The 26,272-nt window shown below is 63.3% G+C and carries 16 protein-coding genes and 1 riboswitch; of the genes, 10 read left to right on the top strand and 6 right to left on the bottom strand.

Features of this window, described 5'->3' with window-relative positions; all coding sequences use genetic code 11:
• The first annotated feature begins 10 nt into the window (after positions 1-10).
• The 3 genes from H9642_RS00465 to H9642_RS00455 are packed head-to-tail and all read left to right on the top strand — an operon-like array spanning position 11 to position 8,531.
• Positions 11-7,012, top strand: a complete 7,002-nt coding sequence (locus H9642_RS00465; RefSeq protein ID WP_251835330.1) for an Hpt domain-containing protein — start codon at positions 11-13, stop codon at positions 7,010-7,012.
• On the top strand, positions 7,009-8,067 hold the full coding sequence (locus H9642_RS00460; protein WP_251834452.1) for a chemotaxis protein CheB: 1,059 nt from the start codon (positions 7,009-7,011) through the stop codon (positions 8,065-8,067). Before H9642_RS00465 ends, H9642_RS00460 begins: the two co-directional genes overlap by 4 nt.
• Positions 8,064-8,531: a chemotaxis protein CheW gene (locus H9642_RS00455; RefSeq protein WP_251834451.1), complete on the top strand. Its 468-nt coding sequence runs from the start codon at positions 8,064-8,066 to the stop codon at positions 8,529-8,531. The genes H9642_RS00460 and H9642_RS00455 overlap by 4 nt, the downstream gene beginning before the upstream one ends.
• A 12-nt stretch (positions 8,532-8,543) precedes the next feature.
• Here the strand turns inward: H9642_RS00455 and H9642_RS00450 are convergent, their stop codons facing one another.
• Complete coding sequence (locus H9642_RS00450; protein WP_251834450.1) at positions 8,544-9,263, bottom strand: 16S rRNA (uracil(1498)-N(3))-methyltransferase; 720 nt, start codon at positions 9,261-9,263, stop codon at positions 8,544-8,546.
• A gap of 215 nt (positions 9,264-9,478) precedes the next feature.
• Positions 9,479-10,885: an adenosylmethionine--8-amino-7-oxononanoate transaminase gene (locus tag H9642_RS00445; RefSeq protein WP_251834449.1), complete on the bottom strand. Its 1,407-nt coding sequence runs from the start codon at positions 10,883-10,885 to the stop codon at positions 9,479-9,481.
• Positions 10,886-11,061: 176 nt separating this feature from the next.
• Here H9642_RS00445 and H9642_RS00440 point away from each other — a divergent pair, with 176 nt between their 5' ends.
• The 5 genes from H9642_RS00440 (at position 11,062) to H9642_RS00420 (ending at position 18,247) form a co-directional block, all read left to right on the top strand.
• Positions 11,062-11,616 (top strand): cytochrome b, encoded by a 555-nt coding sequence (locus H9642_RS00440; protein WP_251834448.1) that lies wholly within the window; start codon positions 11,062-11,064, stop codon positions 11,614-11,616.
• Between the two features lie 29 nt (positions 11,617-11,645).
• Positions 11,646-12,221 (top strand): YceI family protein, encoded by a 576-nt coding sequence (locus H9642_RS00435; protein ID WP_251834447.1) that lies wholly within the window; start codon positions 11,646-11,648, stop codon positions 12,219-12,221.
• Positions 12,222-12,567: 346 nt separating this feature from the next.
• Positions 12,568-13,683: an efflux RND transporter periplasmic adaptor subunit gene (locus H9642_RS00430; protein WP_251834446.1), complete on the top strand. Its 1,116-nt coding sequence runs from the start codon at positions 12,568-12,570 to the stop codon at positions 13,681-13,683.
• Between the two features lie 20 nt (positions 13,684-13,703).
• Positions 13,704-16,835, top strand: a complete 3,132-nt coding sequence (locus H9642_RS00425; RefSeq protein ID WP_251834445.1) for an efflux RND transporter permease subunit — start codon at positions 13,704-13,706, stop codon at positions 16,833-16,835.
• Positions 16,832-18,247: an efflux transporter outer membrane subunit gene (locus tag H9642_RS00420; protein ID WP_251834444.1), complete on the top strand. Its 1,416-nt coding sequence runs from the start codon at positions 16,832-16,834 to the stop codon at positions 18,245-18,247. The genes H9642_RS00425 and H9642_RS00420 overlap by 4 nt, the downstream gene beginning before the upstream one ends.
• 534 nt (positions 18,248-18,781) lie before the next feature.
• On the opposite strand, the gene rhlE2 is transcribed toward H9642_RS00420, so the two are convergent.
• The 3 genes from rhlE2 to ahcY all read right to left on the bottom strand — a co-directional run bounded on the left by rhlE2 (position 18,782) and on the right by ahcY (position 23,220).
• A complete protein-coding gene (gene rhlE2, locus H9642_RS00415) occupies positions 18,782-20,608 on the bottom strand; it encodes an RNA helicase RhlE2 (RefSeq protein WP_251834443.1) in 1,827 nt (608 codons plus the stop codon).
• 230 nt (positions 20,609-20,838) lie between these two features.
• On the bottom strand, positions 20,839-21,687 hold the full coding sequence (metF, locus tag H9642_RS00410; RefSeq protein WP_251834442.1) for a methylenetetrahydrofolate reductase [NAD(P)H]: 849 nt from the start codon (positions 21,685-21,687) through the stop codon (positions 20,839-20,841).
• Positions 21,688-21,825: 138 nt separating this feature from the next.
• Complete coding sequence (ahcY, locus tag H9642_RS00405; RefSeq protein ID WP_251834441.1) at positions 21,826-23,220, bottom strand: adenosylhomocysteinase; 1,395 nt, start codon at positions 23,218-23,220, stop codon at positions 21,826-21,828.
• 21 nt (positions 23,221-23,241) lie between these two features.
• Positions 23,242-23,339, bottom strand: a riboswitch (S-adenosyl-L-homocysteine riboswitch).
• Positions 23,340-23,514: 175 nt separating this feature from the next.
• Between ahcY and H9642_RS00400 the strand changes: the two genes are divergently transcribed.
• Both H9642_RS00400 and H9642_RS00395 read left to right on the top strand, forming a co-directional pair.
• Positions 23,515-23,952, top strand: a complete 438-nt coding sequence (locus tag H9642_RS00400) for a hypothetical protein (protein ID WP_251834440.1) — start codon at positions 23,515-23,517, stop codon at positions 23,950-23,952.
• Positions 23,953-24,022: 70 nt separating this feature from the next.
• Positions 24,023-24,472: a c-type cytochrome gene (locus H9642_RS00395; protein ID WP_251834439.1), complete on the top strand. Its 450-nt coding sequence runs from the start codon at positions 24,023-24,025 to the stop codon at positions 24,470-24,472.
• Between the two features lie 38 nt (positions 24,473-24,510).
• On the opposite strand, the gene ligB is transcribed toward H9642_RS00395, so the two are convergent.
• Positions 24,511-26,184, bottom strand: a complete 1,674-nt coding sequence (ligB, locus tag H9642_RS00390; protein WP_251834438.1) for an NAD-dependent DNA ligase LigB — start codon at positions 26,182-26,184, stop codon at positions 24,511-24,513.
• Positions 26,185-26,272: the final 88 nt, after the last annotated feature.

Genomic DNA, 26,272 nt, shown 5'->3' with positions numbered 1-26,272 from the left:
TGGAGTCGCTATGGGGGATCGTCACGATTACGTCGCCCTGGAGTGGGTCAAAGGCGAGATCGCCGAGACGCTCAAACAGGCACGGCAGGCACTGGAAGCGTTCGTCGAGAACCGTGAAGACACGACGCGCCTGCGTTTTTGCCTGACCTATGTGCACCAGGTCCACGGCACGTTGCAGATGGTCGAGTTCTATGGCGCAGCCCTGCTGGCCGAAGAAATGGAGCATCTGGCCCAGGCACTGATGGAAAACCGCGTCGGCGACCAGGGCGAAGCGCTGGAAGTCATGATGCAGGCCATCTTGCAATTGCCGGCCTACCTCGACAGCATTCAGAGTGCGCGCCGCGATCTGCCGATGGTCGTCCTGCCACTGCTCAACGACCTGCGCGCAGCGCGTGGCGAAAAGCTCCTGTCGGAAACCAGCCTGTTTGCCCCGGACCTATCCGGGCGCGCCCCGGCACTGTCCGGCGAATCCATTGACCGGCTGCGCACCGCCGAACTGCCGGCCCTGCTGCGCAAGTTGCGCCAGATGCAGCAGGCCGCGCTGATTGGCCTGATCCGCAATCAGGACCTGCCCACCAACCTCAATTATCTGGCACGGGTGTTCGCCCGCCTGGAGACGCTCTGCAAGGATGCGCCGTTGGGTGCCCTGTGGCAGATCGCTGCCGGCCTGATCGAAGGCCTGGCCAATGGTGGCGTGGCCCAAGGCACCTCGGTGCGCACCCTGCTGCGCCAGCTCGATAAGGAACTCAAGCGTTTGGTCAGCGAAGGCGCAGACGGCTTCAACCGTGCCGCACCGGACGAGCTGACCAAGAACCTGCTGTTTTATGTCGCCAAGGCACAGGTGGATTCACCGCGCATCTCCGCGCTCAAGGCACGCTATCGCCTCGACGAAGCGCTACCTGACAGCGCACTGGTGAATGCCGAACGGGCACGCCTGGCCGGCCCGGATCGCGACGCGATCCGTTCGGTGGTCACCGCGTTATGCGAAGAGCTGGTGCGCGTCAAGGACAGCCTCGATCTGTTCGTACGCAGCGACCGCCAGAGCGCCCAGGAGCTGGTCACCCTGCAGACGCCCCTGAAACAGATCGCCGATACCCTGGCGGTACTCGGCTTCGCCCAGCCACGCAAAGTGATCGTCGATCAGCTCGACACCGTGCAGCAGTTGATCGACGGACAGCGTTCGGCCGACGATGCCGTTCTGATGGATGTCGCCGGTGCGCTGCTGTACGTCGAGGCCACCCTGACCGGAATGGCCGGCGTCGCCAGCGATACGCCCAATGAGCAAAATCACCTGCCCACCACCGATGTGGCGCAGATTCATCAACTGGTGATTCGCGAAGCGCGCACCGGCCTGGAACAGGCCAAGGACGCCATCATCGAGTTCATCGCCTCGCAATGGAATCATCAGCACCTGGCTCGCGTTCCTGAGCTGCTGACCCAGGTACGTGGCGGTTTGGGCATGATTCCCCTGGCCCGCGCCGCAACCCTGCTGGATGCCTGCAACCGCTATATCCAGGAACAACTGCTGGCTCACCAGGCCATTCCCGACTGGCAGCACCTCGACACCCTGGCCGATGCCATTACCAGCGTCGAGTATTACCTGGAGCGTCTGGCGGAAGACCATGTCAGCCAGGGCGAACTGATTCTCGACGTCGCCGAGGACAGTCTGCGTAGCCTCGGTTACCCGATCGGCGGCGCGGAACCGGCGCATATTCCCGAGCCCACCCAGCCCCTTGAGCTTGAGCAGACTTGGGAACCCGCGCCGCACGACGAGGCTGCGCTGCCGTCGCTGGCCGAATTCGTCGATGACCTGTTCGTCGAAACCGGGCCGCAGTGGCAGATCGACGATGCTGCGCCGCTTGATGCAGACCAGTCGGACGTCGATGAAGACGCCACCCCGTTCGATGACGGCAAGCAGTTCCTCTTCGAGCTGCTGGAGCTGGACCCACCGGCTGCTGAAGCGCAGACCACGGAGACGACGCCTGCGACGCAAGACGACGCACTGCCCGAGCTGATGGAGCTGGAACAGGCCGCCGAAACCTGGGATGTGCTGGACCTAACAGCGCTGGACCTGCCGGAAGTCGATTTGCCGATGGCTGCACCTGCCGCCCCACCGGCAGTAGAACCCTCGGTGCAAAGTGTCGCCGACGTGTTGGCGACACCCGTCCAAGCCATCAACCCACCGGCCCACGACGTACCGCCGAGCCTGCTGCCACCGCCCGCCGACGAAGAGCCGGTCGACGAAGAGCTGCTGGAAGTCTTTGTCGAGGAAGCTGGCGAAGTGCTCGAGACCCTCAACGAGTACCTGCCGCGCTGGCGCGCCGATGTCGATGACCGTGACGCGCTGACCGAAGTGCGCCGTGCCTTCCATACCCTCAAGGGCAGTGGTCGCATGGTGCGCGCCTTAATCATTGGCGAGCTGGCCTGGTCCATCGAAAACCTGTTCAACCGCATTCTGGATCGCAGCATCGAGCCCACTGCGGTGCTGCACGACGTCGTCGGCAACGTAATCATGCTGCTGCCCGAACTGATCGACGAGTTTGCCGCCAAGGCCCAGCGCCAGCGCGCCGATGTCGATCACCTGGCCGCTGTTGCCCATGCTTTGGCCAAGGGAGAAACACTCGCCAGCCCGTTGCCGGCGGAGCCCGCCACTCCGGCAGCCGACACCGCCCATGAGGCGCACGCGCAGCCTGCGGTGCAGCCGGCAGGCGAAGGCCTCGACCCGCAGTTGCTGGAAATCTTTCGCAACGAAGCGGAAAGCCACCTGCAAACGCTGGCGCGCTTTCTGGATGAATGTGCCGACCTGCTGCCCCAGCCGATCAATGACAGCTTGCAGCGGGCGTTGCATACCCTCAAGGGCAGCGCACACATGGCCGGCATTCTGCCGATGGCCGAAATCGCCAAACCACTGGAAAAACTGGTCAAGGAATTCCACACCCACCAGATCCCCGTGGACATGACCCTCGCCGAACTGTTGGGTGAGGCGGCGCAGTTGCTGGAGCAAGGCCTGCAGCAGTTGGACAGCCAGCCTTACGCACGGATTCCCGGAACGGACCACTTCCTGCAGGCCGTCCAGCGCTTGCATGAAACGCGTCTGGCCCGCTCCCAGCAAGAACACGACGAACAAGGCGGCAGCCGTGACCCGGGGCCGATCGGGCGTTTTCTCCATGAAGGCATGGATATCCTGCTCGACGCCGAACAATGGCTGCGGCGCTGGCGCGCCCAGCCCAGCGATGCGCAGCCGCTCAATGCCCTGCGTGAAGAGCTGAATACGCTCGAGGGTGGTGCGCGGCGGGCCGATCTGCCACAAATTGCCGAGCTCTGCCAGGCGCTGCTCACGCTTTACGGCGCAGTGGACCAAGGGCGGGTAGTGGCCGGCGATGATTTTTTCGCCGAGGCCCAAGGCGCTCATGAAGACTTGATAGGCATGCTCGATCAGGTCGCCGCCGCCTTGCAGGTCGACCCCTGCCCCGGGCGTATTACCGCCTTGCAGGCGCTGCTCACGCAGCAGGATTCTGCACCTGCAGTTGACCAGCCGGACGCCGGCGAAGCCGTTGAAACACGACTGGCGCTGAATGCGGACCTGGACGAGGAGATGGTCGACATCTTCCTTGAAGAGGCTGTGGATATTCTCGACAGTGCCAGCCAGGCCCTGGACGACTGGCTGGCGGCGCCTGCCAACCTGTCGGCCTTGAACGCCCTGCAGCGCGATCTGCACACCCTCAAAGGGGGCGCACGCATGGCGGAGATCGCACCCATCGGCGATCTCGCTCACGAGTTGGAATCCCTTTATGAAGGCTTGCTGGACAAGCGCTTCACTCCAGCACCCACCTTGGCCTGGCTGCTGCACAAATGCCATGACCGGCTCGATCAGCAACTGGAGCAATTACAGGCCCGCCAGGCGCTGTCACCCTCGACCGCGCTGATCCGGGCGATCCTGGAATTTCGTCAGACCGGCGAAGTTCGCCTGGACTCGCCTCGTCAGCCAGCGGTCCCTGAACAGCCACTGGCAGCTCCCCTGGCCCAGCTCGACAACACGGCCGCAGAACCCGCCGAACCGAGCCCGGCGACCGATCTCTGGGCTGCGCTGGAAGCCGCAGCTGACAGCGTGCAGTTTGAAGAACTCGACAACCTAGACGGGCTGGACTCACTGGATGAGCTGGACGATAGCTTCTCTCTGGACGAGACGCCTGCCGTGTCCGAGCCGCTCCCCTTGGCGGAGGTTTTCGACCTGGATGTTCAGTCGGACCCTGAGCTCCTGGCGCTGTTTCTCGAAGAATGTTTCGGGCTTATCGATAATGCCAGCGCCGCGCTGCTGCGCTGGCATGCCGACCCGCAAAATAGCCTCGAAACCGAAACCCTGCAGCGCGACTTGCACACCATCAAGGGCTGCGCACGCATGGCCGACATCGCCCCCATCGGTGATCTGGCCGAACAGCTGGAAGCACTGTATCAAGGCCTTGCCGCCGGCGAGTTGCGCGCCGGAGAAGGGTTGCTCGATCTGCTGGAAAGCAGCCATCAGCGCCTGCAGGAGATGCTCGAAGCGGTGCGTGACCAGCGTCCGCTGCCCGAAGCCCAGGACCTTATCGACACCCTGGAGCAGTTTTGCGCCAACCCCGAGGAGCAGCTCAGCGTTCCGCCCAGCGTGATCCTGCAGGCCGCGCCGGAAGCACCGGCGGCCGCGGTTGACGAAGTGGACAGCGAGATTCTGGAAATCTTTCGCGAAGAAGCCGATGAGCTGCTCGAGGACCTGGAAGCCACGTTCGCCCGCTGGGAAAGCCAGGCCGATGACCTGAGCCCCATCAATGATCTGCTGCGCTTGCTGCACACCCTCAAGGGCGGCGCACGCCTGGCGGCGCAAACCCGCATCGGCGATCTCAGCCATGACCTGGAACAACGACTGAGCGAAGCCAGTCATGCGGGCACCCCGGCTCAGTCGCTGCTCATCGCGGCGCAGGACGACTTCAAAGCGCTTCAGCAGGCCGTGGACCAGCTGCGCGGCAAGGTTAGCGCAGCACCGCCAGCTGAGCCGCAATCGCTGCCGGGACAGTTCGACAACCTGCCGACGATCACAGAGCCGATGCCGGTCGAACCGGCCATGCCCGTGACGAAAACCCTGCCCTTCGTCAAACGTTCCGAACAGGCGGCCCTGGAAGCGGCGTCTCGACGTGCCCCGCAAGAGCTGGTCAAAGTACCCGCCGACCTGCTTGAGGGTCTGGTCAACCTGGCCGGTGAAACCTCGATCTTCCGCGGCCGCGTCGAACAGCAGGTCAGTGATGTCGGCTATACCCTGGGGGAAATGGAAGCCACCATCGAGCGCGTGCGCGACCAGTTGCGCCGCTTGGACACGGAAACTCAGGCGCAGATCCTCAGCCGTTATCAGGCCGAAGCCGAACGCTCCGGCTACGAGGAGTTCGACCCGCTGGAAATGGACCGCCACTCGCAGCTGCAGCAGCTGTCGCGGGCGTTGTTCGAGTCGGCGTCCGACCTGTTCGACCTGAAGGAAACCCTGGCCACCAAGAACCGTGATGCCGAAACCCTGTTGTTGCAGCAGGCACGCGTCAACACCGAGCTGCAAGAAGGACTGATGCGCACCCGCATGGTGCCGTTCGATCGCCTGGTACCGCGTCTGCGCCGCATTGTCCGGCAGGTGGCTGGCGAGCTGGGCAAGCAGGTCGACCTGGTGGTTAGCAACGCCGAAGGGGAAATGGACCGCAGCGTGCTGGAACGCATCGTTGCACCGCTGGAGCACATGCTGCGCAACGCCGTGGACCACGGCATCGAATCGGTCGAGGCGCGCCGCGCCGCCGGCAAGCCAGAACAGGGGCGCATCGCCCTCAACCTGTCCCGCGAGGGCGGCGAAATCGTTCTCAGCCTGAGCGACGATGGCGCCGGCATCCGCCTTGAAGCCGTGCGCCGCAAGGCCATCGAGCGCGGCCTGATGCAGCCCGACAGCGATCTCAGCGATCACGAGGTGCTGCAATTCATCCTCGCCGCCGGCTTCTCCACCGCCGAGGCGATTACGCAGATTTCCGGACGCGGCGTCGGCCTGGATGTAGTGAACTCCGAAGTCCGCCAACTGGGCGGCTCGATGAGCATCGAGTCGACGCCAGGCAAGGGCACCCGCTTCCTGGTGCGCCTGCCGTTCACCGTGTCGGTGAACCGAGCACTGATGGTGCTTTCCGGTGAAGACCTGTACGCCATTCCGCTGAATACCATCGAAGGCATCGTGCGGGTTTCGCCCTTCGAGCTGGAGGCTTACTACCAACCGGAGGCGCCGCGTTTCGAATATGCGGGCCAGGCCTATCAGCTGCGTTATCTGGGCGATCTGCTCAGCAACGGTCAGCACCCCAAACTGGTCGGCCAGAATCTGCCGCTGCCGGTGATCCTGGTGCGCTCGGCCGAACATGCCGTGGCCGTGCAGGTGGACAGCCTGGCCGGCTCGCGAGAAATTGTGGTGAAGAGCCTCGGCCCGCAATTCGCCGGGGTACCGGGTATTTCCGGTGCCACCCTGCTCGGCGATGGCCGGGTGGTGGTGATTCTCGACCTGCTGGCGACCCTGCGCAGCCTGCAAGGGCGACTTGCCCTGCACTATCGGCGCAGCGCCACACCGCTACTGAGCGAGGAAACCGATTCGCAACGTCCCATCCGCGTCATGGTGGTCGACGATTCGGTGACCGTACGCAAAGTCACCAGCCGCCTGCTGGAGCGTCATGGCATGCAGGTTCTGCTGGCCAAGGACGGTGTCGATGCCATCGCTCAACTGCAAGAGCACCAGCCCGACCTGATGTTGCTGGACGTGGAAATGCCGCGCATGGACGGTTTCGAAGTCGCCACCCTGGTTCGCCACGATGAACAACTCAAGGACCTACCGATCATCATGATCACCTCGCGTACCGGTGAAAAGCACCGCGAGCGGGCCATGGCCATCGGCGTCAACGATTACCTCGGCAAACCCTATCAGGAGGCGTTGCTGCTGGAGCGCATCGCCGCGCTGGTCCAACGGCCATGACGGCGCGCCAGGCGGCACGCATCGCCGTGATTGCCGACACCACGCTGCAGCGCCATGTGCTTCAACATGTGCTGCTGGGCTGTGGCTATCAGGTGGTGCTCAACAGCGATCCGGAACGCTTGCAGGCCGCTGACCTGCAGGCCTGCGAAACTGATTTGTGGCTGGTCGACCTCGCCCAATCAGACGACCTGCCGTTGCTGGACAGCTTGCTGGAACAGCAGGCGCCGGTCTTGTTTGGCGAAGGCCGCGCCCCGGAGCGCAATTCCGAGCATTTCCCGCGCTGGGAACGACGTCTGTTTGGCAAGCTCAAACGCCTCGTCGGTGATCCCGCCGATGCCGTTGGACCCAGCCTGCAGGCGCTGCTGGGCGAGGCAAAGCGGCCGGCGCGCATCGAGTTGCCGGCGGCGCTGGCCCATCAGCCGCTGGCTACCGGCGAGCCGGCCAGCCAAGTGTGGCTGCTGGCCGCCTCACTGGGCGGTCCGGAAGCGGTCAAGGCCTTTCTGGATGCGCTACCGGGCGGCCTGCCAGTGGGCCTGCTGTATGCCCAGCATATCGATGCAAGTTTCGAGGCCAGCCTGCCCCAGGCGGTCGGTCGACACAGCCAGTGGCCGGTGCGCCTGGTGGAACATGGCGAGACGCTGTGCAACGGTGAGGTGCGCGTGGTGCCGATTGCCCACGAGCTTGGGTTTGATGCCAAGGGCCGCTTGAACCTCGCTGAGCGTCCCTGGCCGGAGCCCTACAGCCCGTCCATCGATCAGATGATGCTTAACCTTGCCCAGCAGTTTGGTCCCCGCTGCGGCGTGATTGCCTTTAGCGGCATGGGCAGCGACGGCAGCGCCGCCGCGGCTTACGTGCGGCGCCAAGGCGGCGTGATCTGGACCCAGAGTGCCGACAGCTGCGCCTGCTCGAGCATGCCTGACAGCCTGCGTGACGGCGACTACAGCAGCTTCAGCGACGACCCCCATGCATTGGCCCAGGCCCTGGTCCGTCATCTGGCCGCGCAGTGCGGCGCTGAACCGATTTCTTCTTACGCGCCCGAGGAAAGTCCTCCATGAGCCATGCCGTAGCCTCCCGGAATGACACCAGCAGCCTCAGCGGGCTACTGCTGCCGCTGGCCGACCGCACCCTGTTGCTGCCCAACGTGGCGGTGGCCGAACTGATTGCCTACCAGACACCCCAGGAGATCGCACATGCCCCTGATTGGCTGCTGGGGCGCATCATCTGGCGCGACCTGAGCCTGCCCCTGGTGTCCTTCGAAGCCGCCAGCAACGGCCAGGTGCAGGTCGGCGAACAGGCTCGGGTGGCCATTCTCAACGCCATTGGCGGGCAACCCCAGGTGAAATTCATTGCCGTGCTGGTACAAGGCATCCCGCGCGCGATGAAGGTTGACCGCACCCTGCCCTCCGCTCCCGGCCTGCTCGCACCGCTGGAACTGGCCGCCGTACAGGCGGGTGAGGATGTGGCAAAAATCCCCGATTTGGTGGCGTTGGAGCACTTGCTGTCCGGGGTCCGCCTGTAACTCAGCAACGTCTCAAAAATCGCCCCACAGCTGCTGCGCGACACTGAGCGCCACCACCGGCGCCGTTTCGGTGCGCAGCACCCGCGGGCCGAGGCGCGCCGCCTGGAAGCCACTTGCTTTCGCCGCCTCGACCTCGGCCTCGGACAGCCCGCCCTCAGGGCCGATCAGAAAGGCCAGGCTGCCCGGTCGAGCACGACCAACCAGGGGCTCGGCCACCGGATGCAGCACCAGCTTCAGGTCGGCGTGCACCTGTTCTTGCCACGCCGCCAGACTCAGCGGCGCATGAATCACAGGCAATACCGAACGCCCGCACTGCTCGCAGGCACTGATCGCAATCTGTCGCCAATGGGCCAGACGCTTGTCGGCCCGTTCGTCTTTCAGGCGTACTTCGCAGCGTTCGGACACCAGCGGAGTAATTTCCGCCACGCCCAGTTCAGTGGCTTTTTGAATCGCCCAATCCATGCGCTCACCACGGGAAACCCCCTGACCCAGATGAATATGCAGCGGCGATTCGCTTAGCCCGGCGAACTGTTCATGCAGCTCGACACTGACGGTTTTCTTGCCCACCTCGCTCAGCACCCCGACGAACTCCTCTCCGCTGCCGTCGAACAACTGCACGGCATCGCCGACAGCCAGGCGCAGCACGCGGCCGATGTAATGGGCCTGGGCTTCCGGCAATGCATGCTGGCCTAGGGCGAGGGGGAGATCGACGAAGAAGCGAGAGAGGCGCATAAAAAGAGCTGCAAGCGGCAAGTGGGGAGCGGCAAGCTTAAAGCACCCGGCCCCGTGCCTGAAGCCTGGGGCGGGTGTCGATGGCAGATAAGACACCGCCTCGCCCTCCCAGCCTTCTATAAAGGCGAGAGGGCTTTATGTGCCAAGTACCGCTGCGAACCCACCCCATTCGCCAGCTCTAGCTTGTCGCTTGTGGTTTATGGCTTGCCGCTGCCCTAGCCTGGATCGCGGTGGCCAGGGTACAGCCCCGTCCCCATGGGGACACTGAGCGAGGTGCGCGTGGCCAAATCAATGCCTTCGGTGGCCACCTCGGCGAGAAAGTCGATCTCTTCCGGCGTGATCACGTAGGGTGGCAACAAGTACACCACGTTGCCCAGCGGACGCAGCAATGCACCCCGTTGCAGGGCATGCTGGTACACCGCCAGGCCGCGCCGCTCCTGCCAGGCATAAGGCGTCTTGCTCGCCTTGTTCTCGACCATTTCGATAGCCAGCGCCATGCCGGTCTGACGCACTTCGGCCACATGCGGGTGATCGGCCAGATGAGCACACGCCTGGCCCATGCGGGCGGACAGCGCCCGGTTGGCCTCGATCACGTTGTTCTGCTCGAAAATATCCAGTGTCGCCAGCGCGGCGGCACAGGCCAGCGGGTTGCCGGTGTAGGTATGCGAGTGCAGGAAGGCACGCAACGTCGAGTAGTCGTCGTAGAACGCTTGGTAGACGGTATCGGTGGTCAGCAACGCCGCCATGGGCAGGTAACCGCCGGTAAGCGCTTTGGACAGCACCATGAAGTCCGGCGTGATGCCGGCCTGCTCGCACGCAAACATCGTCCCGGTGCGCCCGAAGCCGACGGCGATCTCATCGACGATCAGGTGTACCCCATAGCGGTCACAGGCCTCGCGCAGCAACGTGAGGTAGACCGGATGGTACATACGCATGCCACCGGCGCCCTGGATCAGCGGCTCGACGATGACCGCGGCGACCTGCCCGTGATGCTCGGCAAGGGTCTGTTCCATATGGGCAAACATTAGGCGTGAGTGTTCTTCCCAGCTCACGCCCGGCGCGCGGTGATAGCAGTCCGGGCTGGGGACCTTGAAGGTGTCCAGCAGCAACGGCTTGTAGGTGTCGGTGAACAGCGCCACGTCGCCCACCGACATGGCCGCCATGGTTTCGCCGTGGTAGCTGTTGGTCAGGGTGACAAAGCGTTGCTTCTCGCTGCGGCCACAGTTGCGCCAATAATGAAAACTCATTTTCAGCGCCACCTCGATGCTCGAGGAGCCATTGTCGGCGAAGAACACCCGGTCCAGTCCGGGCGGGGTGATGGCCACCAGACGCTCGGACAGCTCGATCACCGGCTGATGGCTGAAACCCGCCAGCATCACATGCTCGAGCTGATCGACCTGCGCCTTGATGCGCGCATTGATGTAGGGGTTGGCATGACCGAACACGTTCACCCACCAGGAACTGACCGCATCCAGGTAGCGCTTGCCGTCGAAATCCTCCAGCCACACCCCTTCGCCACGGCGGATGGGGATCAACGGCAGCTGTTCGTGATCCTTCATCTGTGTGCAGGGATGCCAAAGCACCTGCAGGTCACGCTGCATCCAGTCGTGGTTCTGGCTCATGGTTCGCCTCATCGCATAAAAAACCCGGCGAGCCTATCAGATGTGAGCAGGCCGCCGAAAAACCCTGGCAACAATCCCATCTACTAAACCGATGGTTCAGAGCGAAAAAATTCACTTTATTTCGATAGGTTTATCGGTAGGCTAGGCCATCGAAAATTCACGAGGGATCCCGCCCCATGCAGTGGCGAAACTCTTCCAAAAACTATGGCATGACCAGCATCCTGTTGCACTGGGGTGTGGCATTGACTGTGTTTGGGCTGTTCGGCCTGGGCCTGTGGATGCGCGAGCTGAGTTACTACAGCCCGTGGTATCGCACCGCCCCCGATATCCACAAGAGTATCGGACTGATCCTGCTGGCGTTCATGGTGCTGCGTCTGGTGTGGCGCTGGATCAGCCCGCCCCCGCCAGCGCCCGCCAACCACAGTAAGCGGGTGCGCCTGGCCAGTACCGCGGGCCACTTGGCGCTGTATGCCGGCCTCTTCGTGCTGATGATCTCGGGTTACCTGATCTCCACCGCCGATGGCCGTCCGATCAGTGTCTTCGGTTGGTTCGAGGTGCCGGCCTTGATTACTTCGATTCCGCGCCAGGAAGACGTGGCCGGCGCCGTCCATTTCTACCTCGCCTGGGCGGTGATCATTTTCGCCGGCCTGCACGCCCTGGCCGCCCTCAAGCATCACTTCATCGATCGTGACCCGACCCTAAAACGCATGTTCGGCCGCGCCGACCAATGATTCGATTCTGTTCCTAAGGAGACTGCTTCATGTTGAAGAAAACCTTCACCGCCCTGGCTCTGGGTTCTGCCCTGTTCGCAGGCCAAGCCCTGGCCGCTGACTACGCCATTGATAAAGCCGGCCAGCACGCCTTCGTCAACTTCAAGACTGGCCACCTGGGCTTCAGTTACATGCATGGCACCTTCAAGGACTTTGATGGCAGCTTCAGCTTCGACGCCGCTAAGCCGGAAGCCAGCAAGATCGAAGTCACCCTGAAGACTGCCAGCATCGACACCAACCATGCCGAGCGCGACAAGCACCTGCGCAGTGACGACTTCCTCAATGTGAGCAAGCACCCGACCGCGACCTTCAAGTCCACTAGCGTCAAGTCCACCGGTGAAGGCACTGCCGACGTCACCGGCGACCTGACCCTCAACGGCGTGACCAAGCCAGTGGTGATCGCGGCGCAGTTCATTGGTGAAGGCAAGGACCCGTGGGGCGGCTACCGTGCCGGCTTCGCAGGCACCACCACCATCAAAATGAAAGATTTTGGCATCAAGATGGATCTGGGCCCGGCAACCGAAAACGTTGAGCTGACCTTCTCCGTGGAAGGCGTTCGCAAGTAAGTCACTGATGTGTAATTAAAACGCCGGCCTAGAGCCGGCGTTTTTTATTCCCTGTGAAAAGCCACCATCCTGTATCAAGAGTTTGCACGCATACTCAATATTGACCTCGCAAGTGGCATCTGATCCTCGCCCTGACCTGCCCGCAAAGGCCCGCATCAGAGGCGTTTCCGCATACATCGCTTGCCTGCGTTTCAATTTTGCCGAGTGAAGTCAACTCTCACTGATTTATCGAAGACTTTTATTTACAAACAGTCCTGCATGTAAGTATATTTCCCAGCCTGCCAGCATTGTCACCAATGTCGGCCCGTTCACCATCTGCATCAGTCCGTCCCTTCAGAGGTCTTTCATGTCGATCAAGCCAGCCCATGTGGCGCTGATTCCCGTATTCGCCATTGCTTCATTACTGGCTGCCTGTAAAGACGAAGCCCCCTCCGTTGCTGCGCCGCCCGCACCGCTGGTTGGCATCGTTACCCTTCAAGCCCAGCCCTATGCGCTGACCACCGAACTGCCGGGCCGCACCACGGCCTATCGCAGCGCTGAAGTGCGTCCGCAGGTAAATGGCATCATCCAGAAGCGGTTGTTCGAAGAAGGCAGCGAGGTCAAGGCCGGCCAGCAGCTGTACCAGATTGATGCGTCCGTGTACGAAGCGACCCTGAAGAGCGCCGAAGCAACCTTGGCGTCCACCCGCTCGCTCTCCCAGCGTTATGCCGAGCTGGTCAAGGACAATGCCGTAAGTCAGCAGGCCCACGACGAAGCTCGCGCCGCCTTCCTGCAGGCCCAGGCCAACCTGGAACAGGCCCGGATCAACGTGCGCTATACCAAGGTGCTGGCGCCGATCGATGGTCGCATCGGTCGTTCCTCGGTGAGTGAGGGCGCGCTGGTCAATAACGGTCAGGCCCAACCGCTGGCCACCATCCAGCAGTTGGATCCGATCTATGTGGACGTCACCCAGTCCAGCACCGATTTGCTGCGCCTGCGCAAGGCCCTGGCCGCGGGCAGTTTGCAGAAAGCCGGTGAGAATGCCGCCAAGGTCAGCCTGAAGCTGGAAGACGGCAGCATCTATGCCCATGAAGGCAAGCTGGAGTTTTCCGAAGTGAGTGTGGACGCCAGCACCGGCTCGGTGACTGTGCGTGCCTTGTTCCCCAACCCGGACAAGCTGCTGCTGCCGGGCATGTTCGTAAAGGCTGAACTGGTCAGCGGCATGCTGGATAAGGCCATTCTGGTGCCTCAGCAGGGTATTTCCCGCGATGCCCGTGGCCGCCCGCTGGCCATGGTGGTGAACATGGAAGGCAAAGTCGAATCCCGCCTCGTCGAAGCCGAACGCGCCGTAGGCAACCGCTGGTTGATCACTTCCGGCCTCAAGTCCGGCGAACGTTTGATCACCGAAGGACTGCAGTACATCCAGCCGGGTGTAGCCGTACAGACCAAGCCAGCCGGTAATCTCACCGCCGATCAACAGTAATTCGGCCAGGGTAATACGTCATGCCAAATTTCTTCATTGATCGCCCGATTTTCGCCTGGGTGATCGCTCTCGTGGTCATGCTTGCCGGCGGTCTAGGACTGCTGCAGTTGCCGGTCAGCCAGTACCCGAGCATTGCCGCACCGTCGGTGAATATCAGTCTCGTCTACCCGGGCGCCTCGGCGCAGACGGTGCAGGACACCGTGATTCAGGTGATCGAGCAGCAGATGAGCGGCCTGGACAACATGCGCTACATGTCGTCCGAGTCCAACAACGATGGCAGCGGCTCGATCAAGATCACCTTCGAGCAAGGCACCGACCCGAACATCGCCCAGGTGCAGGTGCAGAACAAGCTGCAACTGGCCACCCCACTGCTGCCGATGGAAGTGCAGCAGCAGGGCATCCGGGTGACCAAGGCGGCCGGTGGTTTCCTGATGGTAGTGGCGCTGGTGTCCAGCGATGGCCGCTACAGCAACATCGACCTCTCCGACTATGTGATCTCCAACATCCAGGACCCGATCTCACGGACCCCGGGCGTGGGTGACTTCACCGTATTCGGCTCTTCCTACTCCATGCGTATCTGGCTCGACCCGACCAAGCTGGTGAGCTACTCGCTGACCCCCATGGATGTCAGCAATGCCATCAAGGCGCAAAACGTCCAGGTGTCCACCGGCCAGCTCGGCGGCCTGCCAGCCATGCCTGGTCAGCAGCTGACCGCCACCATCATCGGCAAGACTCGCCTGGAAACCCCTGAGGAATTCCGCAAGATCCTGCTCAAGGTCAATAACGACGGCTCCCAGGTACGCCTGAGCGATGTGGCTCGCGTCGAAATGGGCGCCATGCGCGAGAACATTGCGGCCAAGTACAACGGCATGCCGGCCACCGGTATCGCCATCACCCTGGCCACCGGCGCCAACGCCCTGTCTACGGCCGAGGCGGTGCGCGACACCATCGGCCGTCTGGAGCCGTTCCTGCCCGAGGGCATGGATGTGGTGTATCCGTTCGACACCACCCCGGTGATCTCGGCGTCCATCTCCAGCGTGGTGATGACGTTGTTCGAGGCCATCGCGCTGGTGTTCCTGGTGATGTACCTGTTCCTGCAGAACTTCCGCGCCACGCTGATTCCAACCCTGGCGGTGCCGGTAGTGCTGCTGGGTACCTTTGGCGTGCTCTACATGTTCGGCTACAGCATCAACACCCTGACCATGTTCGCCATGGTGCTCGCCATCGGCTTGCTCGTGGACGATGCCATCGTGGTGGTAGAGAACGTCGAGCGGGTGATGGTCGAGGAGGGGCTGTCGCCACGCGAGGCGACGCGCAAGTCCATGGGCCAGATCCAGGGCGCGCTGGTGGGTATCGGCATCGTGCTGTCTGCCGTATTCGTGCCAATGGCCTTCATGGCCGGCTCCGTGGGGGTGATCTATCGCCAGTTCGCCATCACCATCGCCTCGGCCATGGGCCTGTCGGTACTGGTCGCGTTGATGTTCACCCCGGCGCTGTGCGCCACCCTGCTCAAGCCCATCTCCAAGGGCCAACACGATGAGAAGCGCGGCTTCTTCGGCTGGTTCAACCGCACATTCGAAAACGGCGTGAACAAGTACGAAGGCGGCGTGCGGCGCGTGCTGGGCAACCGCTGGTCATTCCTGGGCATCTGGGTCGCCATCGTGGTTGCCGTGGGTGTGCTGTTTTTCCGCGTGCCGGCTGCGTTCCTGCCGCCGGAAGACCAGGGAGTGATGTTCGTGCAGGTGGTCGCCCCGGTGGGTGCGACCTTCGAGCGCACCGAGAAAATGATCGACCAGATGCGCGACTATCTGCTCAAGGAAGAAGGCGATGCCGTGGAAGGCGTGTTTAGCGTGCAGGGCTTCAGCTTCGCCGGGCGCGGCCAGAACGCCGCGATCATGTTCGTCGGCCTGAAGGACTGGGCCAAGCGCCCGGAAGCCAAGGACGCCGTGTTCGCCCTGCAGCAGCGTGCACAGGCGCGCTTCTTCCAGTACCGCGACGCCATGGCCTTCGCCATCGTGCCGCCGTCGGTGATCGAGCTGGGCAACGCCTCGGGCTTCGACGTCTACCTGCAGGACATGGCCGGCGTCGGTCACGAGGCGCTGATGAACGCCCGCAACCAGTTGCTCGGCATGGCCGCCGAGCACCCGGCCCTGGCCGGTGTCCGCCCCAACGGCTTGAACGACGAGCCGCAGTACCAAATCATCATCGATGACGAAAAGGCCCAGGTGCTGGGCCTGTCAATGAATGACATCAACAACACCCTGTCCATCGCCTGGGGTTCGGCCTACGTCAACGACTTCATCGACCGCGGTCGGGTCAAGAAGGTATTCATGCAGGGCGAGGCGCATGCGCGCATGAACCCCGAAGACCTGGACAAATGGTACATCCGCAACAACAACGGCGAGATGGTGCCGTTCAGCTCATTCGCCACCGGCACCTGGACCTACGGTTCGCCGAAGCTGTCGCGCTACAACGGCGTGGAATCCATCCAGATCCAGGGTGGCGCCGCACCGGGCTACAGCACCGGCGACGCCATGGCCGCCATCGAGGAAATTGCTGCGAAGCTGCCCAACGGCATTGGCATCAGTTGGACCGGCCTGTCGTTCGAAGAGCGCATGTCCGGCAGCCAGCTGCCCATCCTGCTAGGTCTGGCGCTGCTGGTGGTGTTCCTCGCCCTGGCGGCCCTGTATGAAAGCTGGTCGATCCCGTTTGCGGTGATGTTGGTGGTGCCGCTGGGCCTGATCGGCGCCGTGGTCTTCACCTTGGGCCGCGGCCTGACCAACGATGTGTTCTTCCAGGTGGGCCTGCTGACCACCATCGGCCTGACCGCCAAGAACGCCATCCTGATCGTCGAGTTCGCCAAGGATCTCTATGACCAGGGCATGGATCTGACCAAGGCGGCGGTGGAAGCCTGCCGCATGCGTCTGCGCCCGATCATCATGACCTCGCTGGCGTTCACCATGGGTGTGGTACCGCTGGCCCTGGCCACCGGTGCGGGTGCGGGCAGCGCGCACTCCATCGGTACCGGTGTAGTTGGCGGGATGATCTCCGCCACCGTGCTGGTGATCTTCTGGGTGCCGCTGTTCTTCGTCGGAGTGACCACGCTGTTCAAGACGCCGCGCAAGACTGAGCGCAACGGAGAGGCACAATGAACAAGTCCGCATTGACACTGGCCTTGGCCGTCACGCTGGCCGGCTGCTCGCTGACCCCCGACTATGAGCGCCCCGAGTCGGGAATGCCGGAGCGCTGGGTACCGGCCGCGCTGCAGGCCGATACCGGCAAGGTGGCCAGCATACCGGCTGCCGAACTGGGCTGGCAGGCGTTCTTTCGCGATGATCATCTGCGCCAATTGATTGGCATCGCCCTGGAGAACAACCACGACCTGCGCATCGCCACGCTTAACGTGGAGGCGTTCCGCGCCCAGTACCGCATCCAGCGTGCCGATATCTTCCCGGGTGTGAGTGCCGACGCAGCCATGAGTCGCACCCATACCCCGGAGGCGGTCAATCCGCTGGCCGCCGGCACCAACACCCAGTACAGCGCCACCCTCGGCCTGTCCTGGGAGCTGGACCTGTTCGGCCGGGTACGCAGCCTGCGTGATCAAGCGCTGGAGCAGTACTTCGCCAGCGAAGCCGCGCAGCGCAGCGCCAAGATCAGCCTGGTCTCCGCGGTGGCCAATGCCTGGCTGACCCTGCAGGCCGATCAGGCCCTGCTGAAGGTTTCCCAGGACACTCTGAAGACCTACGAAGAAAGCCTGACGCTGACTCAACGCAGCTTCGACGTGGGTGTGGCGTCGGCCCTGGAACTGAGCCAGGCGAAAACCGCCGTGGAAAGCACCCGTGGCGCCCTGTCGGCCTACACCCGACTGGTCGCCCAGGACCGCAACGCCCTGACCCAGTTGCTGGGTGGCCCGGTCCCAGCGGAGCTGCTGGAAGCGTCTAGCCTGGGTGACGACCTGCTCGCCGAAGTACCGGCCGGCCTGCCGTCGGACCTGCTGCAGAACCGCCCGGACATTCTTCAGGCCGAGCACCAGCTACGCGCGGCCAACGCCAACATCGGCGCAGCCCGTGCGGCGTTCTTCCCGCGTATCGGCCTGACCGGCGCACTCGGTTTTGCCAGTGGCGAGCTGTCCGACCTGTTCGGTTCGAACTCCGATTACTGGAGCTTTACGCCGAGCATCAGCGTGCCCATCTTCAACGCCGGCCGTTTGCGCGCCAACCGCGACTACGCCGAGGTGGCGAAGAACATCCAGGTGGCGCAGTACGAAAAGGCCATCCAGGTGGGCTTCCGCGAAGTGGCCGACGGTCTGGCCGCACGCGCCACCTACAGCGACCAGGTGCAAGCTCAGCAGAACCTGCTGGAGGCCAGCGAGGAGTACTACCGGCTCGCCGAACGCCGCTACCGTGGCGGCGTAGACAGCTACCTCAACCTGCTCGTCGCCCAGCGTCAGCTGTTTGCCGCGCGTCAGCAACTGATCGGCGACCGGCTGGCGCAATTGGTCAGCGAGGTGAACCTGTACAAGGCTCTGGGCGGCGGCTGGCTGGCCGACGAACCGCAGAGCTGATCGGCGTTCGCGCCACGGCAAAACGCCGCCCACTGGGCGGCGTTTTGCGTTGGTCCGCACCACCGGCACTTACAGACGCAACCGAACCTCGCAGCGGGAAATGCAGCTCAGGCACCCGATCAAAAAACAGGATTTCCTTATGCAGGTTGTGCCGGTACGCGGCCTGCAGATAGAAAGTCGTTAACCCGAGGTATCGCGCTGCCCTCCCCAAGACTCCACCGGCATATTGAATTGCGCTGCGTGCATCGAGGATATGGCTGAGCTCCACAGATTGGGAAAATTCCAGCGTGTCCCACCTTCCCGCCACTTGGTGGTCGGCACGTCCAGTCAAAAGCGCATGCCGATATCGTGCTGATTACGGCCTGGCATGGATAAGCGGGCAATCTTGCGTACGACAAAGACCCAGTACTCCTCGGATGGCCATTACAGAGCCAGCAGGCTCGTACCGGTTCCGATCTCTCTCCCTTGCACCAGAAAATTCCCCGCGCACACAAAAACGCCGCCCGGAGGCGGCGTTTTTTTCACACGGGCGGCTTAGCGATTACGCGTGAGCAGCGCCGGCTTCTCGCCACGGGGGCGGCTGGGCAGCTGTTCGAGCTGCTCCAGGCTGGGCAGACGTTCCTTGTGCTTGTGGATAATCACCGGCTGCTTTTCCGGCTGGCGGCTGCGCGTGCCGGCTGGCTGGTTGCGGGACACCTCGCCATTGGGGGTCAGGACCCGGCCACCGCCCTGGGGCTTTTTACGGCCGCCATTCTTGTTGCGTCCGGCGCCACCTGCACCCGCGCCAGCGCCAGCACCTGCCGGGCGGCCGCTGCGTGCGCCCTGACCCTGAGCGCCTGGGCCTTGCCCGGGACGACGACCACGACCTTGCGGCTTGTTCTCCGCCGGTACGTAGTCGACGCGGTTGCCAAAGTTGTCGATCTCATCGTCGAGGAACTCGTCAGGCGCACGATCAGCCGGCAAACGCGGCGGACGGCTGACCGCAGTGCCTTGGCTCGGACTTTTCGCCTTGGGCTTTTCGCCACGGTTGCGGCGCGGGCGCTCAGCGCTTTTGCCTGCACCCTCGGCCTTCTGCTCCGTGCTCTTTTCCGACTTCCTCTCGCCGCGGCCAGCACTTTTGCGTTCGCCGCGAGGCTGACGCTCGTCACGGGGTTGACGTGATTGGCGAGGTTGGCGCGGCTCGCGCACTTCCGGCTTTTCCACCTCGAGGGTGCTGATGTCGAAGCCCATCAGGTCACCGGCGGGAATGCGCTGCTTGGTCATGCGCTCAATGCCCTTGAGCAGCTTGTCCTCGTCCGGGGCGACCAGCGAGATCGCTTCGCCGCTGCGCCCTGCACGGCCGGTACGGCCGATGCGGTGCACATAGTCTTCCTCGACGTTGGGCAGTTCAAAGTTGACCACGTGGGGCAACTGATCGATGTCCAGGCCGCGGGCGGCAATATCGGTCGCCACCAGCACACGCACCTCATTGGCCTTGAAGTCGGCCAGCGCCTTGGTCCGGGCGTTCTGGCTCTTGTTGCCATGAATCGCCACGGCCGGCAGGCCATGCTTGTCGAGGTATTCGGCCAGGCGGTTGGCGCCATGCTTGGTGCGGGTGAACACCAGCACCTGTTCCCAGGCGCCCTGGGTGATCAGGTGGGCAAGCAACGCACGCTTGTGGCTGGCCTGCACATGGAACACGCGCTGTTCGATGCGCTCGACCGTGGTGTTCGGTGGCGTAACCTCGATGCGCTCGGGGTTGTGCAGCAGCTTACCGGCAAGGTCGGTGATGTCCTTGGAGAAAGTCGCCGAGAACAGCAGGTTCTGGCGTTTGGCCGGCAGTTTGGCCAGCACTTTCTTGACGTCGTGGATGAAGCCCATGTCCAGCATGCGGTCGGCTTCATCGAGGACGAGAATTTCCACGCGGGACAGGTCGATGTGGCGCTGATTGGCCAGATCGAGCAGACGGCCCGGGCAGGCGACCAGCACGTCCAGGCCCTTGGCCACGGCTTGCACCTGGGGATTCATGCCGACACCGCCAAAGATGCAGGTGCTTTTCAGCGGCAGATCGCGGGCATACAGCTTGAAGCTGTCATGCACCTGGGCAGCCAGTTCGCGGGTGGGCGTCAGCACCAGCACGCGCGGCTGTTTCGGACCATGGCGGTGTTCGCGGTCCGGATGGCCGCCCGGAAACAGAATTTCCAGGATGGGCAGGGCGAAGCCACCGGTTTTGCCGGTGCCCGTCTGGGCGGCGACCATCAGATCGCGGCCTTGCAACGCGGCGGGAATGGCCCGCTGTTGCACCGGAGTGGGCGTGGCGTATCCGGCAGCCTCGAGAGCGCCGGCTATAGCCTCGGAGAGACCGAGGGAAGCAAAGGACATGGGAAATCCTGTATGTAATGGGTGTGGACCCAATGAAGTAATTGCCTGGCGTGAATCGCGTTTGAGGGTGCGATCCCGACCGGTCCTGCCGACCACTGATGGGCCGAGCGTCCGGGCGCAAGCCTGAGCAGACTGCGGGAGTATACCAGAGCTGAAAGTTCGTGCTGTTTTTCGACTGCGTAGTCGCGCAGAGGTTCACGCCTCCGAGCCGGAGGCGTGAGACGCACCACTCAACGCGGCAGCTTGAGGTTGTTCCAGATCGCCAGGCTGGGATCAGCCTGGTTCAAGGTGTAAAAGTGCAGACCCGGCGCGCCGCCGGCCAACAGCGTCTCGCACATCTGGCTGACCACCTGCTCGCCGAACGCCTGGATGCTGGCGACATCATCGCCGTAGGCTTCCAGTTGCTTGCGAACCCAACGCGGAATTTCCGCACCGCAGGCATCGGAGAAACGCGCCAAGCTGGTGTAGTTGGTGATCGGCATGATGCCGGGAACGATGTCGATCTCAACGCCCAGTTTCTGCACGCGCTCGACGAAGTAAAAATAGCTGTCGGCGTTGAAGAAGTACTGGGTGATGGCACTGTCGGCACCGGCCTGAGCCTTACGCACGAAGTTGGTCAGGTCGTCCTCGAAATTGCGAGCCTGCGGATGCATCTCCGGGTAAGCGGCAATTTCGATATGGAAATGATCGCCGGTTTCGGCGCGGATGAACTCAACCAGTTCGTTGGCGTAGCGCAGCTCGCCGCTGGCCAGGCCCATACCCGAGGGCAGGTCGCCGCGCAACGCGACGATGCGGCGAATGCCGTTGTCCTTGTAAGTGGTGAGCAGCTGGCGCAACTCGGCCTTGCTGTCGCCTACGCAGGACAGGTGCGGTGCGGTCGGCACCTGCACGTCGCGGTCCAGTTGCAACACGGTGTTCAGGGTGCGATCACGGGTCGAACCACCGGCACCGTAGGTGCAGGAGAAGAAGTCCGGCTTGTACTCGGCCAGGCGACGTGCGGTGTTAAGCAGTTTTTCATGCCCGGCTTCGGTCTTCGTCGGGAAGAACTCGAAGCTGTAGCGACAATCGGGGGAAGACATAAGCAAATCCTGGGGCGTTCGGGCCAGTGGCAGCCCGGGAGTCCTTCAATCCGCTGAAGCTGAAGGCTGGAGCCGGACGAACGGCAGCTCGGTGCGCTTGTTCGTCCAGCTTTCCAGCCTCCAGCCTCCAGCGCCTTTTTAGTAGCGGTAGGTGTCCGGCTTGAACGGACCTTCAACGGTCACGCCGATGTACTCGGCCTGGGCCGGGGTCAGACTGGTAACCACACCGCCGAAGCCCTTGACCATTTCCAGTGCCACTTCCTCGTCGAGCTTTTTGGGCAGCACCTCAACGGTCAGGCGTTCGGCTTTCTTTGCCGCCGGCAGCTCAGCGTACTTCTGCTCGAACAGGAAGATCTGCGCCAGCACCTGGTTGGCGAAGGAGCCGTCCATGATGCGGCTCGGGTGACCGGTGGCGTTGCCCAGGTTCACCAGGCGGCCTTCGGCGAGCAGGATCAGGTAGTCGTCGTTGTGCGCATCGAAGCTGTCCTTGCCGGTGCGGTGAATCTTGTGCACCTGCGGCTTGACCTCTTCCCACGCCCAGTTCTTGCGCATGAAGGCGGTGTCGATCTCGTTGTCGAAGTGGCCGATGTTGCACACCACGGCGCGCTTCTTCAGCGCCTTGAGCATGCCGGCGTCGCACACGTTGGAGTTACCGGTGGTGGTGACGATCAAGTCGATCTTGCCCAGCAGCGCGCGGTCGATGCTGGCATCGGTGCCGTCGTTCAGGCCGTTCAGGTACGGGGAGACGACCTCAAAGCCGTCCATGCACGCCTGCATGGCGCAGATCGGATCGACTTCCGACACCTTGACGATCATGCCTTCCTGACGCAGCGACTGCGCCGAGCCCTTGCCTACGTCGCCGTAGCCGATTACCAGCGCCTGCTTGCCTGATAGCAGGTGGTCGGTGCCGCGCTTAATGGCGTCATTCAGGCTGTGGCGGCAGCCGTACTTGTTGTCGTTCTTGCTCTTGGTCACCGAGTCGTTGACGTTGATCGCCGGGACTTTCAGGGTGCCGTTCTTGAGCATGTCCAGCAGACGGTGTACACCGGTGGTGGTTTCTTCGGTGATGCCGTGGATCTTCTCCAGCATGGCCGGGTATTTCTTGTGCAGGATTTCGGTCAGGTCACCGCCGTCGTCCAGCACCATGTTGGCGTCCCACGGCTGGCCGTCCTTGAGGATGGTCTGCTCGATGCACCACTCGTACTCTTCTTCGGTTTCGCCCTTCCAGGCAAACACCGGGACACCGGCGGCTGCAATGGCGGCAGCGGCCTGGTCCTGAGTGGAGAAGATGTTGCAGGAGGACCAGCGCACTTCTGCACCCAGGGCTACCAGGGTCTCGATCAGCACGCCGGTCTGGATAGTCATGTGGATGCAACCGAGGATCTTCGCGCCCTTGAGCGGCTGGCTGGCCGCGTACTTGCGACGCAGGGCCATCAGCGCCGGCATTTCGGACTCGGCAATGATCAGTTCCTTGCGGCCCCAATCGGCCAGGGAAATATCGGCAACTTTAAAATCGGTAAACGCGGCGCTCATGCAAGCTCTCCATTCGTGGTGTGCGAATGGGCGCCGTTGATGCGTTGAGATAACGCCCCATCCGAGCCTGACATGCCCTCTGTTTTAAGGAGTAGCCTGCTGCAGCGCCCCTCGGACGGGTGGCGGGCATGGCCGAAGCGGAGTCGACCATGGAAAAGTGCCGGCGATTATAGCGGCAGCCGCGTTCAGACCCAAGCCTTGTGGCGTGGTGCTCGAACTCACTGGCGCGCGCTTCGGTCGAACGGTCCAGGGCGGATTGCTTTTGATCGGCCCGCATCGCCACAGGAGCTCTCCATGACCCGCCTCTCGCGCGCCCTGTTTGTGCTATTCACCGCCTTGGCCAGCCCCCTCGTACTGGCCCAGGCCTGCTATGTCAGCGAGCAGACGTCGGGGGATCTGCCGGAACCGGTATCCCCGGAAAAATGCTTTGAATTGCAGAACATGGATGACCCCAACGCCATCGAATGGATCTGCCGCGACCAAGCCGATGTGCGCAGTTCTCGGCGCGAACTGCGCGACAGCTGTCCGTCAGGCGCATTCGGTTCCTGCAGCGCACCGATGACGCCGGAAACCCTGGCCAATGAAAAATCCTTCGGTCTGATCACCCCCGACGAAGCACTGCCCGACGCCCTGCCCGAGGATGCCCGAATCGTTACTTACTACTACGCCACGACGGACCAGGGGCAAACACGCATCGACTGCGAGAACACCGGCGGTCAATGGGCGCAATAAGCGGATTTGTCCGAAGCGGACAGGATGCGGATAATCGACGGCTTATTCGCACAACACACAGGTTGCATCAATGAAGTTGAAAATCGTGGGCGTGGCGCTGCTCGCCGCAGTCGTCCTGGTGGGTTGTGACCGCGTTGACCCGAACTCGCCGCTGGGCAAGCGTACGGCCATTTTCAAGGACATGATGAAGACCAGCGAAGACCTGGGTGGCATGCTGCGCGGGCGCCTGGTCTTCAACGAAGCCAAATTCATCGAAGGCGCCGCCCACCTGGACGAGATTTCCCGCCAGCCGTGGCAGCACTTCCCGCAGGTCAAGGACAACCAGGACAGCAGTGCACGGGACGACGTCTGGGAGCGTCAAGAACGCTTCAACGAATTGGCCCGAGCACAGGAGGCCGCCACCGCCGCGTTGGTCGCCGCCACCACCCAGCGCCCGCTCGATCCTGCCGCGCTGGCCTCCCCCGTGCAACGGGTCGAAGATGCCTGCGAAAGCTGCCACAAGGAATTTCGCGCTTACTAATTGCGGCGGTTCAGCCATGGCGAGCGGGCGTCCGTCGCTCAAAACCCGGCGATGCCCTCTTCGCGCAACTGACCGGCCAGTTGTTGCACCTCCGGGTGCTGAAAGAACCCATGCAGTTGCCGGGCTCGTGCGGGGCCGACGCCCGGTTGGCGCTGCCAGTCGTATAGCCCGCGGTGGCTGAGCTGCGACCAGTCGCCGGGCAGCGAAGCCGCGGTATCTGCGGGCACCCCGAGGGCGGCGAGCCAACGGGAAAAGTCGTGCTGCCGGGCCAGGCTGAAGCTGCTCTGCAGCTGTTCGGCACGCCGAGCACCAATCCCCGGCAGCGCCTGCAATTGCTCGTCCGTCAGGTTCAGCCAGTCGAGTAGCCCCTTCACCTGGCCGGCGTCGATGAGGGTTTGCCAGGTTCCTGGGCCGAGCGCTGGCAAACCGAGGCCCTGCCGGCCCGCCAGCCATTCCAGGCGGGCGCGAAACTGTTCGCTGCACCCGGGCCCGGCACGCCAGCAACTGAGCGGGTGATAAGCAGCCGGATCGGGTATGCGCACGTCGAGCCGTTCAGCGCTGCGCCAGACCACCTGCTCGAGCCGCGGAATCACCGCGCCTGCCAGGCTGACCACAACGTGATCACCCGGGCGGATGTCCAGCGCCTGCCAGCGCTGCAGCGAGCCGGCCGATACACGACGAATGCTGCGGTCATCCAGCTGTACCGGCGCCAGATGCAGCAGCGGAGTGATGCGCCCGCTGCGACCGATACGAAACTCCACATCACGCACCTCGGCCAAGGCCTGACGCAGCGGGTATTTCCAGGCAACCGCCCAGCTCGGCGGCCGTGCGCGCCAGGACTCACCGTCTGGGCGTTGGCCCTGGCGCAGCACCACGCCATCGGTGGCAAACGGCAGCGGTTGGCGATACCAGTGCTCACGCCACTGACGCGCCTCGGCCAAGGTGCTGATGGGCTGGCTGTAGGCCCGACCGTCTGTGAAGCCCAGGCGCTGCAGCCCAGCCAGGCGCGCCGCCATCTCTACCGGCCCGGCCGGCCAGTCCCACACGAACAGGCCGATGCCGGCCGCGTCCTGGCTATCGAGGCGGTTGCGGGCCATCAGCCCAGCAACCTTGCTGCGCGCGCCGATACCGCCACGCTCGGCCTGCACATGGTCCGGCAGGCGCCAGTACAGTTCGCCCTGCACCAGCAGATCGCGCGCCTCGGTCAAGCGTTGTGGCACAGCCGGCAACTGACGCAGGTGCCTCGTCCAGTCCTGGCCGCTGCGACCGTCGCCGCGACTGATCGCGCTCTGCAGGAGGCCGGCGCGGTACACCAGCGTGACGGCCACGCCGTCGACTTTGGGCTGAATCCACACGTCCTGGCGGCGGCTGAGCCAGTCACCCACGTGTGCTTCATCGAGTTTATCCAGACCCGTCTGGCTGACCGGATGAAACAGCGTGCCGGCAGTGCCGCTCAGCGACTCGGTTGGGCTGATGGCATGTTCGGGAAAACAGGCCTGCCAGTCGGCAAACCGTTGGCGGGCTTGATCGTAGAGTTCATCGGCCAGCGGCGACTGGCCGTCGCGGTGATAGGCGCGATCCCACTCGGACAAGCGCGTAGCGAGACGCTGCAATTCTTCGTCCGCCTGCGTCGAATGCCAGTCGGGGCAGGCCAACAGCGGGGAGCACAGCAACACGGCCAGCAAGCCGGCGCTCAGGCGTAACGCGGACATGGGAGCATCCTTGCTCAGTGGAACAGGGAAACCAGGCTAGCCGCAATTGCCGTTCTCTGTTCGGTTACACTCCCGCACTGTCGGCGCG

Source organism: Serpens gallinarum, assembly GCF_014836765.1.
In the GTDB taxonomy this organism is placed as follows: domain Bacteria; phylum Pseudomonadota; class Gammaproteobacteria; order Pseudomonadales; family Pseudomonadaceae; genus Serpens; species Serpens gallinarum.
Note: the sequence above shows the minus strand (reverse complement) of the source record. Positions and strands in the feature narration are given on the sequence as shown.

Coding starts and splice junctions, on each gene's coding strand:
- H9642_RS00395 (WP_251834439.1), top strand. CDS start 24,023: ATGAAGTTGAAAATCGTGGGCGTGGCGCTGCTCGCCGCAGTCGTCCTG.
- ahcY (WP_251834441.1), bottom strand. CDS start 23,220: ATGAGCGCCGCGTTTACCGATTTTAAAGTTGCCGATATTTCCCTGGCC.
- rhlE2 (WP_251834443.1), bottom strand. CDS start 20,608: ATGTCCTTTGCTTCCCTCGGTCTCTCCGAGGCTATAGCCGGCGCTCTC.
- H9642_RS00420 (WP_251834444.1), top strand. CDS start 16,832: ATGAACAAGTCCGCATTGACACTGGCCTTGGCCGTCACGCTGGCCGGC.
- H9642_RS00455 (WP_251834451.1), top strand. CDS start 8,064: ATGAGCCATGCCGTAGCCTCCCGGAATGACACCAGCAGCCTCAGCGGG.
- H9642_RS00425 (WP_251834445.1), top strand. CDS start 13,704: ATGCCAAATTTCTTCATTGATCGCCCGATTTTCGCCTGGGTGATCGCT.
- H9642_RS00430 (WP_251834446.1), top strand. CDS start 12,568: ATGTCGATCAAGCCAGCCCATGTGGCGCTGATTCCCGTATTCGCCATT.
- ligB (WP_251834438.1), bottom strand. CDS start 26,184: ATGTCCGCGTTACGCCTGAGCGCCGGCTTGCTGGCCGTGTTGCTGTGC.
- H9642_RS00445 (WP_251834449.1), bottom strand. CDS start 10,885: ATGAGCCAGAACCACGACTGGATGCAGCGTGACCTGCAGGTGCTTTGG.
- H9642_RS00465 (WP_251835330.1), top strand. CDS start 11: ATGGGGGATCGTCACGATTACGTCGCCCTGGAGTGGGTCAAAGGCGAG.
- H9642_RS00400 (WP_251834440.1), top strand. CDS start 23,515: ATGACCCGCCTCTCGCGCGCCCTGTTTGTGCTATTCACCGCCTTGGCC.
- H9642_RS00440 (WP_251834448.1), top strand. CDS start 11,062: ATGCAGTGGCGAAACTCTTCCAAAAACTATGGCATGACCAGCATCCTG.
- metF (WP_251834442.1), bottom strand. CDS start 21,687: ATGTCTTCCCCCGATTGTCGCTACAGCTTCGAGTTCTTCCCGACGAAG.
- H9642_RS00435 (WP_251834447.1), top strand. CDS start 11,646: ATGTTGAAGAAAACCTTCACCGCCCTGGCTCTGGGTTCTGCCCTGTTC.
- H9642_RS00460 (WP_251834452.1), top strand. CDS start 7,009: ATGACGGCGCGCCAGGCGGCACGCATCGCCGTGATTGCCGACACCACG.
- H9642_RS00450 (WP_251834450.1), bottom strand. CDS start 9,263: ATGCGCCTCTCTCGCTTCTTCGTCGATCTCCCCCTCGCCCTAGGCCAG.